The following is a 13,341-nucleotide window of genomic DNA, read 5'->3' as shown; positions in this document are numbered from 1 at the left end:
GACGGATGGTCAGCCTGCCGAACCTAAGGCGAGCGCCCTGCAGGCGCTCGCCTGACTGCCCGATCCGGCAGAAGTGCAAGCGACGAGGCTACGTCCAGTTGTCGTTGCCGAAGTCGCCGTCGCCCTGGAAGTCCTGGCCCATGTCCTGCTGCGGCGTGTCGTCGTAGTAGTTGTTGGTGATGTTCTCGACTACCGTCTCCTGCGGCGCGCCGCCGCCGAACAGGCCGCCGCCGTGGTGGCCGCCCAGCAGGCTTTCCACGCCCTCGAACAGGAACATGCCGCCGGCCACGCCGGCCGCCGTGGTGGCCGCGGTGCTGAGGAAGCTGGGGCCACGCGCGGCGGCCGGTGCCGGCGTCGGCTCCGCGGCCGCAGCGCCACCGCCGAACCAGCGCTCGCGCCAGCCGGGCGCACCGGCGCCCGCGACGCCTGCGGCGGCGGGTGCCGGGGGCAACGGCGGCGGCGCCGCATTGAAGCTCTGGCCCAGGAAGCTGGCCGGCGGCGGCGGGGGCGTGGCCGCCTGCTGCAACTGCGCGATCTGCGCCTTGGCGGCCTCCAGCGCGTGCTCCAGCAGCAAGGTACGCTGTACCAGCAGATACGCGGCATCGGGTTGATCGGCCAGGCGCGCGTGGATCAGCGCGTCGGCCTGCGGATCTTTGGCCACCCCGCCGGCGCTGCGCAGGCGCGCCAGGAAGTCTTCGAGAAGCTGCTGTTCTTGCGGAGTCATACCCGTACCTGGATGCGATGACCGGCCCAGTGCCGGCACGGCACGGTATGGGCATCGCCCGGCGCAGGCCAAGGGTGCGTCCAAGTTCCGGTGTATCGGCATTCATCAATCACGCGCGCCGGGAAAACCAGCCCGGCGGCCGCACTGGCGAACTCCGACATTCTTCCGACAACGGGCGCCAGGTACGCCCCCACTCCAAGCGCAGAAGCCCTGATTATTCCTCGTCGATGTCCGAACTGGAGGAGGACGTCGCATGCGGCAGCCGCGCCGCCCACATGTTGTCGACCAGGTTCGGATACGGGCGGCCATTCTCCTCGGCACGCTGCTTCGCCGCTTCCTTCTGCGACGGTGACAGCGGCTGGCTGCGTTGACCGCGCGGATTCGGTTTCTTCCACGGAGGCGTCTTGGACGAGGGCATGGGCGTCAGGGTGAGCGGAGAGGAGCCATCGTGATCCGGCCATGCATGCGTGGAGGGTGAAGGCCTGCCGGGACGCGCCGGCAGTTGCACGCCCTGCACTACTCCGAATCCACCCCTGCCAGCGCGAACACCCACCGCGGCACCACAGGTTCGCCGGCATAGAAGTCCTTCGGCTTGTCCTCAGCCATCGCCCAACGGTGCAGCCAACTGATCCCACCGGGGCCGGTGTAGCCCTCGGCATGGGTATAGGCGGGATCGCGCAATGCCTCCTCCAGGCCGATGAAGGCGTAGCCACGACGGCGCGTGGCCGCGATCAGATCCGGGAATGCGGCAGCGTTGAGCGCGTTGGCGTGCATCAGCCACACCTGCGGGATACGGCGGCCGAACAGCGCCTGCGATTCGCGCTCGAAGAAATCCAGCTTGTTGAGCATGTACGGCACGTAGCCCTTGCGCAGGCGCAGCAGCATGGCGTCGCGCGCCGGGCCTGGCGGCTCGTCCAGCACATGCGCGTAGGCGAACGCCCATACCCACTCGCCGCTGTCCACCGTAACCGGCGCGATGCGGTAGCCATGCGCGACCAGGAAGCCGTTGACCGCCTCACGGTCGGCGACGCTGCGGCCGGTGGCCAGATACGGATGACGGAACCACTGCAACGACTGGCCACGCTCGGCCAGCAACGGCCGCAAGGTGCGCTCGCCGCGCACGATCGCGTCCTCGTACGCCGGCACGCCCACCCGGTGCAGGTTCACATGGCCGTAAGTGTGGTTGCCAAGCGCATAGCCGGCATCCAGCCAGTCGCGCAGCATCGCCACGCGTTGCGGCTGCACCTGTCCGTCCTGCTCCAGCTTGTCTTCGTTGACGAAGCCGACGATGGGTACCTGCGCCTGCCGCAGCGAGGCCATCAACTGCGCATGCAGCGCCGGCAACTGGGCAGGCGGCGTCTGCTCGATGCGCTGCCACGGCAGGTCGTCGATGGTTACCGCGATGCGGCGCGTGTCGTCCTGGGCCTGGGCGAATGCGGCGACGCACAGCAGGGCCGGCAGCAACAGGCAGCGAAGTACTCTCATCGGACGCCCCCAGTATGGAGTTGCCAGTCTATACGCACACATGCGGACGACACCAAGGAGCACCTGTCAGCCGATTGCGCGCCCTGCCTGGCTGACTCACCGGCAAGAGCCAGGCACCGAAGATTCAACTCCCTGCGTACGCGTTGCCACGATCCTGCGAGCAGGATAAAGGAGAGCGGCGCTGCAGGTTCCGAGCCAATACCCTCACTAGTTGCTCGCGCGCCAAGCGCTTTCGTGCAGGCGACATGGCCGGCAGGACCTCCACAAGCGCATCGCTGAGCGGCAGCGACCAGGTCGCCTCTGGGCCATCCATCTCCTGATCTCTTCGGCCACCTGGCAGGCCATGGATCCATGCCAGCATGAATGGCTTCTGCGACTGCGAATGGAACTCCAGCGGCGCCCCGCGTTCGGGCACGATGCGGACCGTCATGGACGGGCTATCGTCGGTCCATGGAATAGATTCGCCATAGAGCCGCTCGAGCGCGTCTCTCACGCCATCTCCATTCACTTGCGCGGCACGCAGTTGGCGCTGTTGTAGGGGTGGGCAATCCCGATCGACAAACAGCGCATTGCGGATTCTGGCGATGGTCGCTGGTTCCATCGCCCGCTGCTGCAACGCGCCCAGCCCGGTCGCGCGATCGATGCGAGGCGCGCGTGCCGCCGCGAACAGCGCCATCACCTTGTCCGTAGCGACCCCCTGCTCGGCGTGCCTCGCCCCATCCTGGTCCGTCCAGCGCATGACGAACCCTATGCCGTTGCGCGCCGGAACCAAGTGGAAACGTTCATCGACGTACCCCCACCCCATGTATGTGTATTGGACCGAGACCGAGGCGATCCTGATCGGGGCTTGCCGCCTGGCCGGCGCCGCAGCACGTCCTGCAGCAAGCAGCCAGAGCGATGCCACGGCAACGACGATGACCAACGCGATACGCATGCGATTCCCCCCAAGTGCAGGCAAGCTAATCCACCTTTCATGCAGAGGGAAGCCGCCAGCGCCGGAATCTCCTTTTCGCACGTCCAATCGACACGGACCGCGTGCGCCGCGGAGCGGGTGCGCGCGCGATGCAGAACACGCGAGGCGCCGGCACTCGCGCCGCCATGGCACCATGCAGATGCGCCGACTCGCGCGCGGACCCGAACAAACGGAAACGAGGGAATGAGGAAAGCGCTTTGGCTGGTCTGGACGTGCCTGCTGCTCGCCGGGTGCACGAACACGGCGCAGGCGCCCGCCGCAGCGGCAGCGGCGGCAAGGAAGGACGCCACCACGCAACCGGTGCCACCGCACGCACGCACGGTAGCGGAGCAGCTCGGTGGTCAGCGCGGCAGCGGTGCGCCTTACGAACTGGCTGGAACCCAGGTGTGGGATGTCCCCGATCCCGTGTCCGGCCGCACTTACCAGGTGTTCGTGGCGTTGCCCGCCGGCTATGCGGATCACCCCGAGCGGCGCTACCCGGTGCTGTACGCCACCGATGCCGATTATGCGTTTCCTGTGGCGCGGCAGATCGCGCGGCGCTTGAACGGCGAAGGTCCGGCTATCGAGGACTTCATCCTGGTCGGCTTGTCGTATGCACTCGGCGATGAACCGATGCCAAGCCGTCGCCGCGACTACACGCCCACCACCGAGGCCGGCGATGTTGCGGCCGCCGGTGCCACTCACGGGGGTTCCAGCACCTACATTGCGTACTTGCGCGACCGAGTGCTCCCCTTCGTCGCGCAACGCTATCGCACCGATGAAGCGCGGCGCTTGTTCCTTGGCCATTCCTACGGCGGCCTGCTCGGTACGCAGATCCTGCTGAGCACACCCGAGCTGTTTTCCGGCTACATCCTGGGTAGTCCGTCGTACTGGTTCGGCGCGCATGCCATGCGCGCCGAGGAAACGCGCTTCGCCTCCAGTCACCGCGATCTGCCGGCACAGGTCTACATGTATGTCGGCGAGTACGAACAGCGCCGCTACGGCAAGCGCTACGACATGGTGACCGACGCGCAGCAGATGGTGCAGACCTTGCGCGGACGGCACTATCGGTCGCTGCGCCTGCAGTTGGACGTACTGGACGACGAGGATCACCTGAGCGTTGCGCCGCGCGGGCTCACCCATGGCTTGAAGTTCCTGCTGGGTGTTCCGCGGCAGTGAGGCGCGGCGCGCACGCCGCCGGTCGGGCGGATGCTGCATCTCCACATGGCGTTGTCGCGGCTGAAACCGCTCCTACAGGTGCCGGCCGGCCGCCGTTAAAGGTCTTCTAAAGCAACGCCATTTACCGGCACGTATTCGCAGAGGTTTACTGAAGGCACCGCGTAACGGCCGCTCAATACTTCAGCGCATCCGCCGTCGGCGCCAATGGTGCGAAGCGCGCGCCGCTGAAATCGTGCAGTAACTGGAAGGCCTGCGCACCCCGCTGCGTCAATTCGCGGAAGTCGCTCTTGCGCAGACGATAGAGCCTGCCCTCGCGCGCGAACACCAGGTCGCCGCCATCCCAGTCGGCCCAATCGCTGCCCGGCAGGTCGACCAGCACGGTGCCGTCGCGGTCCAGCACCCGGTGATCCTGACCATACCAGGCATGGTTTTCCTGGCCGACCGCATGCAGCAGCGACTGCAGGCGACGGCCATTGGCGCCGAGCTTCTCGCGCACGCGCGGGCGGCTGAAGCGGAACAATGCGCCGCTGCGTAGCCCGCCACGTTCGCCTTCGCCGTCATCGTGCAACTGCCAGCCATCGCGTTCGCGCAACACGCCGTCGATCGGCTCGTCCTCGCCGCCGCCCGAATGCGCGCCGAACGGCCGCACCTGCAGATGGTGCGGCAACTGGAAGCCGGTGGGCATCGGAAAGGAGTCGCCGCCATCGCGTGGCCGATGGTTCAACAACAAGGTCCGCTCGTCCTCGAACATCCCGCCGCCGCCCCAGCAGTCACCCTTCGGCCACAGCGACAGTGCGGTGAAGAACGGCGGCCGCGACAGCGCGGTCCAGGTGCCGAAGTCGCCGCGCTGCTTGGAGGCGAAGTACACCAGCAGCCGCCCCGACGGCGACAGATCACAGCGCCGCTCGTAGATGCGGCCCTTGAACCACTGTCCGTGCACGAAGCTGTCGTCGCGCAGATCCCAGTGGATCAACTGTACCTGCTTGCTCGGCCCGCGGCGGAAGATCACCCCGGTGCGCGCCTCGCGCGCAAGCAGGGCGAACAGACGGGCCGCTGGCAGGCGCTGCGACATTGAGGATTGTGCGGACTCCATCTGCGGATCTCCTCGCAGGACTCAGCCGTCACAGTGGCAGACCCCCGGCATCGCGACAACCGCCGCCGGCGCGCCGCATTCGCGACGCGCATGCCACCACCGATGTCCGCAAACGGCGGGCCACCCGGGCCCGCCTCTACCACGTCGTACTACTTGGCGATCACCGACGTCCCCGACGGCACCATGTAGCAGGCCTGCGCCTTGGCACAGGCCTCGGCGTTGATCTCGGCGATCTGGCTGGCCAGGTACTGCTCCGGGGTCAGGCCCATGCGGTTGCGGTAGGCGTTGTCCGCATCGGCCTTGGCCACCTGCTCCTGCTCGCGCTGGCGCTCGGCGGTGGTGGCTTCCACCAGCGTCTTGACCCGCTGCTGCTGCGCCGCGGTCAGGTTCATCTGCTGCAGCACGTCGGGATTGGGACGGGCGCGGCCGAGGGTGATGTTCTGGATCTGAATCGGCAGGCCCTGCTCCTTGACCAGGGCGCGCACGTTCTCGGTCACCGCCTCGTCGATCTTCCGTGCACTGTCCGGGTCGCTCATCATCCGCGTCATGTCGTAGCGCTTGACCTGGTCGCGCACGATCGCCGCGTACTGGCTGGCGACGTTGTTCTTGAACCAGTCCTGCCCGAAGCCGGACAGCAGCCGCGCCGGCGCGGTGATGCAGTATTGGATCTGCGTGGAGAAGTCCAACAGGATGTTGTCGCTGGACGAGAAGTCATCGAAGGCCACCTGCACCGTCTGCGGCGTGGTGTCCACGTACACTGCCGAGGTCGTCATCCAGGTATAGGTGCGGCCGGGATCGCGCACGTCGTCCAGGCGGATGCCGCCCTTGCCGAACAGCAGCGGCTTGTCCACCAGTACCGCCTGCTGCCCCGGATCGGGCGAGACCACGGTACAGGCGCACAGCAAGGCCGCCACGGCGGCGGCCAGCATGGAATGTTTCATCGATGTCCCCCTGAAGGACGGCGCCGCGCGCCGTCGTGTGCGGGGGATGCTAGCGCATCGTGGGGGGCGAGGCACCTGCTTGGGTATGGGCAGATAGGCCGCTCATGGACCTACATGAGATTCGAATAGTCGCCAAGCTGGTTGCAAACCTCTCTCGGCGGATCATCCAACTTCACTATGCGGCGCTTGCGGGCATCCGCTTCTCCCTTGGGAGACACGATGCGGTACAGCAAGTAAAAGCCATCCATGGATTTCCATAGGCCGAAGCTGGAGATGCCTGAGAACTGGTAGGTCGTGCCATCCGACCGGCGAGCAGTGAAGACGCACTCTGCGTAGCTCCCCCAGCCGCAGCGAGCGTCCAGCGTCTGCAGTCCGGCGCTTCCGTGCAGATCGAAATGATAGGTACGGCCTGCATCACTTTCTACGACCATCGGGGTCATCTGTTTTACATCCACCGACGCTCCATCAGTCCAATCGCTGGCTTGGCTGCAAAGTAGATCACCCCGATCTACTTCGACGGCGCGGGCAGCAGAAGCATTCATGCCCCCACACAGGAAGGCCGCGATCAGCCACCATCGCACTTCTGTCATTCTTCCCGCCTTAGTCGATCTGTCATCTGTGAAATTGCCCTTCCAACTAGCCAACGCCTGACCTGCCATGGGCCATCGTCAGGCACGCTCCTATTTCGCCTTCCTCGTGAAGGCGATCAACAGTTCCGATCCGGCTTCCTCCAAGGCACCGACGTTACCCTCGAAGCGGACGGACACCCGGTATCGGCCGGGCGGCGTATCCCGTATAAAAGCCATGTCCAATTCGCGGTAGGTGACATTCGGAGCAATCAACCCCGCGGCTTCCATCGTTGTGACGTCCGCATCTGTCGCGAAGATACGTGGCACATGCCCATCGCGGCCCAAGGCCACGACTCGATACTCGGTACGCCCTATTTCTTCGCTCCGCTGCAATACCACCGGTTGCTCGCCTGCCTCTGTCAATCGATAGAGGTGCAACTGAGCGGTCACGCCAGCATCGCGTAGGAGATCGACCTTGGCCGCTGCAGCCTCACCATCTGCAGCAGCGACCCGCAATCCGATGAAGATCGGCGGCTCAGGATCATCCTCCTGGGGAGGAACAGCAAAATCGAGCGTGATGGCATCAGACAGGAGTTGCGGACTGAGCTTCCTGACCAGCGGCACGGTCGTCCTGGCTACAGGCGACTCCTTGCGATTGAGCCCCTGGCTGGACGCCACTGATTGAGCTGATTCGGGCTGGCATGCTGTCAGTAGCAAGGTCGCGGCGATGAAGACCATGCAAAGCGCCTGCTTCGATTTCGCCATGAAATCACCTCAATGCTTATGCCATAGAAGCGCCGAATTGCATTCTCGCGCTAGCGCGCAGGGACGCTGATTGCTTCGGGCGCAAGGAATTGTCAGGGCCGATCGAGCCCATCGTCTTGATCCATGCATTCTTGATCGAAAGGCACATCCTTCCCTGCGACACTCGGATGAAGCGCAACGTCGCGCCGATAACCGGAACCATACTTCTGATAGCGAACAAGCAGTCCATTTTGTAGCCGGAACCGATCTTCTGGTCCTGAGAACGCGGGGCATGCGGCGTAGCTTTTTCCTCCATCTTCACTGCAATAGCGGATATACAACGTGCCCCCGCGTACTTCCCCCTGCAATTGCCCGTCATGGCCGTGCGCGTTGGTTCCCTCGCTCCAATCTCCGGTGACGCGATCGCCATGCTGCTGCAGATGCAGGCCCAGGTAATGGCCCAAGTCGCATCTCTTGGCATAACCCCACTCGCCGGAGAATGTGGTGGACTTGCTTGCGTAAGCGGAACCCGCACACGAGGTCATCAACCCCATCGCCACAACTCGCGCGACGAGCGACAAGCGCCGCCCGCGTCGGTGCTGCTTCATCATCGGTCACCCCTTGTACATGGCCTGCGGCTCGTAGACAGGGAAGATAGCAATCGGTCTCCCGACGTTCCACCGACCTCCCGCCAGATATGCACCCGCCGGCCAGCCCGAGCAGGGGCGCACCGACTTGACGCATAGCTGCATCGCGCGTTAAAGAGCCGCAGGGAGGACAGGAGCGGCGAAAGGATATGGCGAAAACACTCCCGCTGAAGATGACCTGGCTGGTCTCCGCTGCGATCGCCACGCTGTCCACAGCCGCCTGTTCGGCAAAACCACCGGCCGATGCCCCGAAGCCGGCAGCGCGCAAGGAGCAGCCTGCCGTGGCGGCAAAGCAAGTTGCACCCGACAGCACTCCTCCACCGGGCGAGTACATCACCGACAAGGGATGGGGTCGCCTGCTGATCAAGCAGCAAAACGGCACATTGACCTTCTCCCTGGAAAGCGCCACGGGGGAAGACGTGTGCGAGCTGAATGGCGCGATAGAGGGACACACCGGCGTCGCCAAGGGGAACAAGGGCCAACCCACCTGCCAGGTGAAGTTCGCCAGTACGCCGCAGGGCATTGACGTAGCGGCTGCCACGCCCGCCGAATGCAAGACGTTCTGCGGCTACAACGGGGATTTCGAGGCGCCCTACCTGCGGGTCAAGGATGGCTGTGGCCGAGACGCGCTGGACCGCACGCGGACGACCTTCAAGCGCCTCTACGATGCGAAAGACTACAAGGCAGCGCTCGCCACCTTGTCGCCAGTCGTGCCGAGTTGCCTGCCGACGCTGGAATGGGAAGACGAAGGCGCCATTCGTAACGATCTGGCCATCACCCAGTACAAAAATGGCTTGTATGCGCAGTGCCTTTCCACACTCGACACCTATGCGGAGGACGCCGCCAAGGACGACGACGCGGCCGTGGAAGGATGGACGCCAATGCTGGCGGACCGCTACCTGGCGATCATGCGTGCCGCGAGAACCAACATCGGCTTGTGCCGCAAGGGCGCAATGAAGCGCTAGGCCTCAAAAGGAGTGGCGTAAGGAGGTCGCCCCTCATCCGCCATCGACAGCGACGGATGCGGGGTACCCCTAGAAGGATCACCCCAGTGACTGCCCCTGGCTTCTAGACACCTCGCGCTGCTGTGTCATCGCTTGCTCCTGAGCAATGACCTGGTTCGCCGCCATCAGCTTGGCATCTGACTGCTCGACCGGAGTCTGCATCGCCTGCTGCACTGGCACATGCGCGCGCAGGTGCGCAGGATCGTTCAATTCTCCTTGAACAGCGATAAGGCGTTCAGGCCCGGCGACAACATGATCCACTCTTGTCAATGCATTGCTGGAGAGCGATGCGCTGGAAGCAGTTGGGTACTGGTCTCCGTTGTCCTTGCATGCAGCGAGAAGGCTCCTGCACACACGCTCACTGTTCTCATCGAATGGCACGCCAGCCTGGCTCCCGAGCCGCTGCACTCCTTCTCTGATTTGCAGGAGCATTGCGTGATCAGGGTGCGCAGGATTGTCGGGGCCAGTTCGGCCACCGTGTTGCTGCGGAGCAGGCCGGAGTTCGGGTGCATGAGGGTCCACATGCAGCAGCCGTTGCGTCTGGCCTCCCTGCTGCAGGTTGAGATCGGTGGTGCCATCGTGGTTTCGGGCGCGCGTCAGATTCTCGCGCGCGACAGAACTCCACTCACCGTTCAAGAACGCATGGCCCTGCCCATGCTTGTTCCAATTGACCAGATCATTGCCCGCGGCATAGAAGCCTGGCCCATTGAAGCGCTCTGGATGCGCGCGGTCCGTGGGGCCGTACTGATGCGCCCCGCCTCTATCCAAGGCACCGATGAATTGCCCTGCGCGGTCTTCATGCAGGAACAAGTTCTTGATGACCGGATACTCATGCGGCAAGTTCCGATGCAACCTATCCGCATTGAGGGTGGTTGGATTGACAAGTGGATCGGACAAAACACTTGCCCACGCTGTCGAGAGAGGACTTTCTGGATTTGCGTTGCGCAGCGCGTTGACGACAGCGGCACCTCTGAGTGCACCGTCGCGACCACTTTCAAGGTAGTCCTGAGGCCCGGAAAGCCTTGGGCTCAAGCCATCGATAGCACCACTGACATCTGCCACAGAGTGGTACTTATTTCTTTCGATATTGCGGATCATAGGCGCGGTGAGCGCTTCATTTTGGTTGAAAGCTTTTCCAACCATTGCTGCCAATTTCACCTGGTCGTCCAACGAAGCGTTCTGATAGAGCTCGCTTCGCTCAAGGGGTGCAATCGCACGGCTCATGATCTTGTTGATCTGCGTAACATCCTGCTCATGTACCCAGCTGATACCCTCATCAGAAGAAAGGAAACCATCCAATCGCGACTTGACCTCCGCATCCAGAGGCCGCCCCAATTCCCTCTTGATCGCTCTGCCTTGGCGACCTAGATCCGCGATGGTCTGCGCCACCTGATCTTCGCTGAGTACACGCTGCGGCTGATTGATAGCCGCCCACCCCTGATAAGCGTTGACCAAATCCCTTGGGACGTTCTCACCATTAGGATCGCCAGGTTGATAGTGTTGGCCCAGGTCAACCTGAATAGTACCGATGGTGTATCCACTATTGCCGGCTGGCTCGAGCCTTGGCGTTCTCGGATTATCTCCCGCGACTTCAAGTCGGTATGCGTCATAGCCGCCTTCAGACGTGACCCCTACGGCGAAATAGAGTGTTGCGCGCAGCTCCTGATCCGTCAGCCTACTCATGGCTCTTCCTCCATGCATTTCGTATCAAATGGCACCTGATGCCCTTTGCTACTGGGATGCAGGGCGACATCCCGCTCGTAGCGGGGTCCAGACTTCTGGTAACGAACGAGCGCCCCCTTTTCGAGGGCGAAATAGTCTTCGACCCCAGAAAAAGCAGGGCAAACAGCGTAGCCAGCCTCTCCATCATCGCTACAGTAGCGAACGTATAGCTTTGCCTCGCGCACTTCGCCCTCGAGCTTTCCGCCTCCCCCGCGCAGGTTTGTACCTTCGCTCCAATCACCGGTTACATGGTTACCACGCTGCTCCAGCGTGATGGCCAAAAAGTGCCCGGAATCGCATTTTTTTGCATATCCCCATGCGCCGGCAAACGAGGGAGCTTTGGCCGTGGGTGCTGCGCTTGAGCAGGAAGTGACCAACGCCATGCTCGCCGACAGCAGCACACATAGCGACCGGAGGCGACAATTTTTCGGGTAAAACATCGGCAACTCCTTTGATTCGCTCTTCGTGACTCTGAAGGATGGTACGACGATATCAACAACACGGCCCGCGTACCAAAAGGGAACAATAGATGCCTGCCGCGATCAGTTCAGCCGTCCGCTTGACGCAGACGGCGCACCCCAGGCCACCGCATAGACTGCTGGTGCCTCGCGCACGCGGTTCGGCGCCGGTTCGCGAAGCGGCTGGCGTGCGATCTGCAGCAGCAGTTCACGCACGTCGTTCGCTGCGGCGCAGAGCGTGTTGCTCACTTCTGGCAGCGTCTGGCCGGCGCGCTCGGCCGTATCGCCGGCTGCCACCATCCTGGCATTGGCCGAGACGGTTTCAGCCAGCTGAGTGAGCCTGTCGATCTGCCGCTGCGTCACGCGGAACGTGCCGCTGCCGGCGTCCGTTGCTGCCTGGTCAGTGGCATCGGGCCAGGCACCGCGCGTCGTGTCGGTCCGCTGTGCGGGATAGAACAGCGCGTCCAGCACCAGGTCCACTTGCTCGGCCAACAGTTCCAGACAGAGCGCCAGTTCGCCCATGCGCACCTTGGGTTCGGCGGCGCGATCCTCGGCCTGCGTGCGTGGCTGCGCCAGCCGGACCAGGAAGCGCACATGGTCGCGCAGCTTCGCCAGGCGGAACTGGCTGTCCTCCGGCAGGAAATAGCCGGGCATGTCGTCGTCGTGCAAACGGTCGTGCGCCATCGTTGCCTCCTCGTTCCATGAAGGGGTCCGCCCGCCACGCATGGCGGACGGGAAGTCGGGAGGTTCGAAACCGCAGACAGCCGGCGGGCGTATTTCCCCGAAAGGTGTTGTATTAGCCGCCCTCCCGACGCAGGCATCGCGTCGGCTTGTGCCCGAGCTTCGGGCACAAAAAACCCACCGGTTTGTCGGAGGTGGGTACCGCTGTCTGAGGAGTTTCGACGCTCCTTGGAGTAGACATTGCTACCGCGATGCGGGACCTGTCAATAGCAATTTGTAGAATCTTTCATCAGGAAATTGACTTGCTCTAGGGCGTGTCATCAATTAAGCAGGATGACCGAAGCGATCCAGTGGATCGCGCCAAGGAAGGCGAATGCGGTTTTGTCGTAGCGGGTTGCGATAGCGCGGTATTGCTTGAGTTTGGCGAAAAAGTGCTCAATCAGATGGCGGGCCTTATAAAGGTCGCGATCATATGTACGCAGTACCTTACGCGTAGGATTGGATGGGATGACAATGTGCACCCCTGCCTGCTCCAGGGGCTCAATCACCCGTTTACCGGCATCGTAGGCACGATCGGCGATCAGCGCCTTTGCCGACAGGCTCGGCAGCAGTGCATCGGCTCCCTCCAGATCCGATGCCTGGCCGGCTGTCAGGTGCAAGGCGACAGGATTGCCCAGGGCATCGACCACCGCGTGAATCTTCGTGCTCAGCCCTCCGCGGCTGCGTCCGATCGCCTGCGCTTCCCCCCTTTTGCCCCGGCACTGTGCTGATGTGCCCGGACGATGGTGGAGTCGATCATGGCGTATTCGTTGTCTCTTTCCTGCGCCAACGCTTCGAACACCCGTTGCCAGACACCCGAACGGCTCCAGCGCAGATGCCGTAGATGGATCACCCGGAAATCCCCAAACCGTTCTGGCAGGTCACGCCAAGGAATGCCGGCACGGTAGCGATAAAGCACCGCTTCCACAAACAGCCGATTGTCCTTCGCCGTCACACCAACATGGCCCGCTCGACCTGGTAACAGATCGCGGATGCGTTCCCATTGATCGTCTCGTAAGGCATAGCGACGCTTCATGGCAGAGCTGACTTGCTTTGACGCTCAATAGAATTGCTGCCAACCCAATTGATGACAACCCCTAGGG

General features: G+C 63.3%; 14 protein-coding genes and 1 pseudogene. 2 read left to right on the top strand and 13 right to left on the bottom strand.

What is annotated here, in order from left to right; translation table 11 throughout:
• Positions 1–88: 88 nt before the first annotated feature.
• The 4 genes from CEK65_RS07970 to CEK65_RS07955 all read right to left on the bottom strand — a co-directional run bounded on the left by CEK65_RS07970 (position 89) and on the right by CEK65_RS07955 (position 3,143).
• Positions 89–724, bottom strand: a complete 636-nt coding sequence (locus tag CEK65_RS07970; RefSeq protein WP_152181352.1) for a DUF2076 family protein — start codon at positions 722–724, stop codon at positions 89–91.
• Between the two features lie 214 nt (positions 725–938).
• On the bottom strand, positions 939–1,142 hold the full coding sequence (locus tag CEK65_RS07965) for a hypothetical protein (RefSeq protein ID WP_017907992.1): 204 nt from the start codon (positions 1,140–1,142) through the stop codon (positions 939–941).
• Positions 1,143–1,240: 98 nt separating this feature from the next.
• Positions 1,241–2,209: a polysaccharide deacetylase family protein gene (locus CEK65_RS07960; protein WP_152181351.1), complete on the bottom strand. Its 969-nt coding sequence runs from the start codon at positions 2,207–2,209 to the stop codon at positions 1,241–1,243.
• A 124-nt stretch (positions 2,210–2,333) separates the two neighbouring features.
• Positions 2,334–3,143, bottom strand: coding sequence for a hypothetical protein (locus CEK65_RS07955; protein WP_150409826.1), 810 nt, complete (start codon positions 3,141–3,143; stop codon positions 2,334–2,336).
• 222 nt (positions 3,144–3,365) lie between these two features.
• Between CEK65_RS07955 and CEK65_RS07950 the strand changes: the two genes are divergently transcribed.
• Positions 3,366–4,340, top strand: a complete 975-nt coding sequence (locus CEK65_RS07950; RefSeq protein WP_152181367.1) for an alpha/beta hydrolase-fold protein — start codon at positions 3,366–3,368, stop codon at positions 4,338–4,340.
• Positions 4,341–4,512: 172 nt separating this feature from the next.
• On the opposite strand, the gene CEK65_RS07945 is transcribed toward CEK65_RS07950, so the two are convergent.
• From CEK65_RS07945 to CEK65_RS07925, 5 genes are all read right to left on the bottom strand, one after another.
• The gene (locus CEK65_RS07945) at positions 4,513–5,412 is read right to left on the bottom strand and encodes a hypothetical protein (protein WP_152181350.1); all 900 of its coding nucleotides are present in this window, start codon (positions 5,410–5,412) and stop codon (positions 4,513–4,515) included.
• Between the two features lie 170 nt (positions 5,413–5,582).
• Positions 5,583–6,362 (bottom strand): SPFH domain-containing protein, encoded by a 780-nt coding sequence (locus CEK65_RS07940; protein ID WP_152181366.1) that lies wholly within the window; start codon positions 6,360–6,362, stop codon positions 5,583–5,585.
• Positions 6,363–6,484: 122 nt separating this feature from the next.
• Positions 6,485–6,964 (bottom strand): hypothetical protein, encoded by a 480-nt coding sequence (locus CEK65_RS21150; RefSeq protein ID WP_226980516.1) that lies wholly within the window; start codon positions 6,962–6,964, stop codon positions 6,485–6,487.
• A 90-nt stretch (positions 6,965–7,054) separates the two neighbouring features.
• Positions 7,055–7,708, bottom strand: a complete 654-nt coding sequence (locus CEK65_RS07930; RefSeq protein ID WP_226980515.1) for a hypothetical protein — start codon at positions 7,706–7,708, stop codon at positions 7,055–7,057.
• Between the two features lie 92 nt (positions 7,709–7,800).
• The gene (locus CEK65_RS07925; protein WP_226980514.1) at positions 7,801–8,298 is read right to left on the bottom strand and encodes a hypothetical protein; all 498 of its coding nucleotides are present in this window, start codon (positions 8,296–8,298) and stop codon (positions 7,801–7,803) included.
• A gap of 185 nt (positions 8,299–8,483) precedes the next feature.
• Between CEK65_RS07925 and CEK65_RS07920 the strand changes: the two genes are divergently transcribed.
• Positions 8,484–9,299, top strand: coding sequence for a hypothetical protein (locus tag CEK65_RS07920; protein ID WP_226980513.1), 816 nt, complete (start codon positions 8,484–8,486; stop codon positions 9,297–9,299).
• A 78-nt stretch (positions 9,300–9,377) separates the two neighbouring features.
• On the opposite strand, the gene CEK65_RS07915 is transcribed toward CEK65_RS07920, so the two are convergent.
• From CEK65_RS07915 to CEK65_RS07900, 4 genes and pseudogenes are all read right to left on the bottom strand, one after another.
• Positions 9,378–11,021: an XVIPCD domain-containing protein gene (locus CEK65_RS07915; RefSeq protein ID WP_152181349.1), complete on the bottom strand. Its 1,644-nt coding sequence runs from the start codon at positions 11,019–11,021 to the stop codon at positions 9,378–9,380.
• Positions 11,018–11,500: a hypothetical protein gene (locus tag CEK65_RS07910; RefSeq protein ID WP_226980512.1), complete on the bottom strand. Its 483-nt coding sequence runs from the start codon at positions 11,498–11,500 to the stop codon at positions 11,018–11,020. The genes CEK65_RS07915 and CEK65_RS07910 overlap by 4 nt, the downstream gene beginning before the upstream one ends.
• A gap of 102 nt (positions 11,501–11,602) precedes the next feature.
• Entirely contained in the window at positions 11,603–12,202 is a 600-nt protein-coding gene (locus CEK65_RS07905; protein WP_152181348.1) for a hypothetical protein, read from the bottom strand.
• 317 nt (positions 12,203–12,519) lie between these two features.
• A pseudogene (locus CEK65_RS07900) lies at positions 12,520–13,274 on the bottom strand (IS5 family transposase).
• Between the last annotated feature and the right edge of the window lie 67 nt (positions 13,275–13,341).

Source organism: Xanthomonas sp. LMG 12459 (genome assembly GCF_009192905.1).
Taxonomy (GTDB): domain Bacteria; phylum Pseudomonadota; class Gammaproteobacteria; order Xanthomonadales; family Xanthomonadaceae; genus Xanthomonas_A; species Xanthomonas_A sontii.
The sequence above is the reverse complement of the archived record's forward strand: the minus strand, read 5'-3'. Positions and strand labels throughout refer to the sequence as shown.

Bases quoted from the DNA above. Each gene is read 5' to 3' on its own strand.
- CEK65_RS07970 (WP_152181352.1), bottom strand. From the start codon at position 724: ATGACTCCGCAAGAACAGCAGCTTCTCGAAGACTTCCTGGCGCGCCTG.
- CEK65_RS07965 (WP_017907992.1), bottom strand. From the start codon at position 1,142: ATGCCCTCGTCCAAGACGCCTCCGTGGAAGAAACCGAATCCGCGCGGT.
- CEK65_RS07960 (WP_152181351.1), bottom strand. From the start codon at position 2,209: ATGAGAGTACTTCGCTGCCTGTTGCTGCCGGCCCTGCTGTGCGTCGCC.
- CEK65_RS07955 (WP_150409826.1), bottom strand. From the start codon at position 3,143: ATGCGTATCGCGTTGGTCATCGTCGTTGCCGTGGCATCGCTCTGGCTG.
- CEK65_RS07950 (WP_152181367.1), top strand. From the start codon at position 3,366: ATGAGGAAAGCGCTTTGGCTGGTCTGGACGTGCCTGCTGCTCGCCGGG.
- CEK65_RS07945 (WP_152181350.1), bottom strand. From the start codon at position 5,412: ATGTCGCAGCGCCTGCCAGCGGCCCGTCTGTTCGCCCTGCTTGCGCGC.
- CEK65_RS07940 (WP_152181366.1), bottom strand. From the start codon at position 6,362: ATGCTGGCCGCCGCCGTGGCGGCCTTGCTGTGCGCCTGTACCGTGGTC.
- CEK65_RS21150 (WP_226980516.1), bottom strand. From the start codon at position 6,964: ATGACAGAAGTGCGATGGTGGCTGATCGCGGCCTTCCTGTGTGGGGGC.
- CEK65_RS07930 (WP_226980515.1), bottom strand. From the start codon at position 7,708: ATGGCGAAATCGAAGCAGGCGCTTTGCATGGTCTTCATCGCCGCGACC.
- CEK65_RS07925 (WP_226980514.1), bottom strand. From the start codon at position 8,298: ATGATGAAGCAGCACCGACGCGGGCGGCGCTTGTCGCTCGTCGCGCGA.
- CEK65_RS07920 (WP_226980513.1), top strand. From the start codon at position 8,484: ATGGCGAAAACACTCCCGCTGAAGATGACCTGGCTGGTCTCCGCTGCG.
- CEK65_RS07915 (WP_152181349.1), bottom strand. From the start codon at position 11,021: ATGAGTAGGCTGACGGATCAGGAGCTGCGCGCAACACTCTATTTCGCC.
- CEK65_RS07910 (WP_226980512.1), bottom strand. From the start codon at position 11,500: ATGTTTTACCCGAAAAATTGTCGCCTCCGGTCGCTATGTGTGCTGCTG.
- CEK65_RS07905 (WP_152181348.1), bottom strand. From the start codon at position 12,202: ATGGCGCACGACCGTTTGCACGACGACGACATGCCCGGCTATTTCCTG.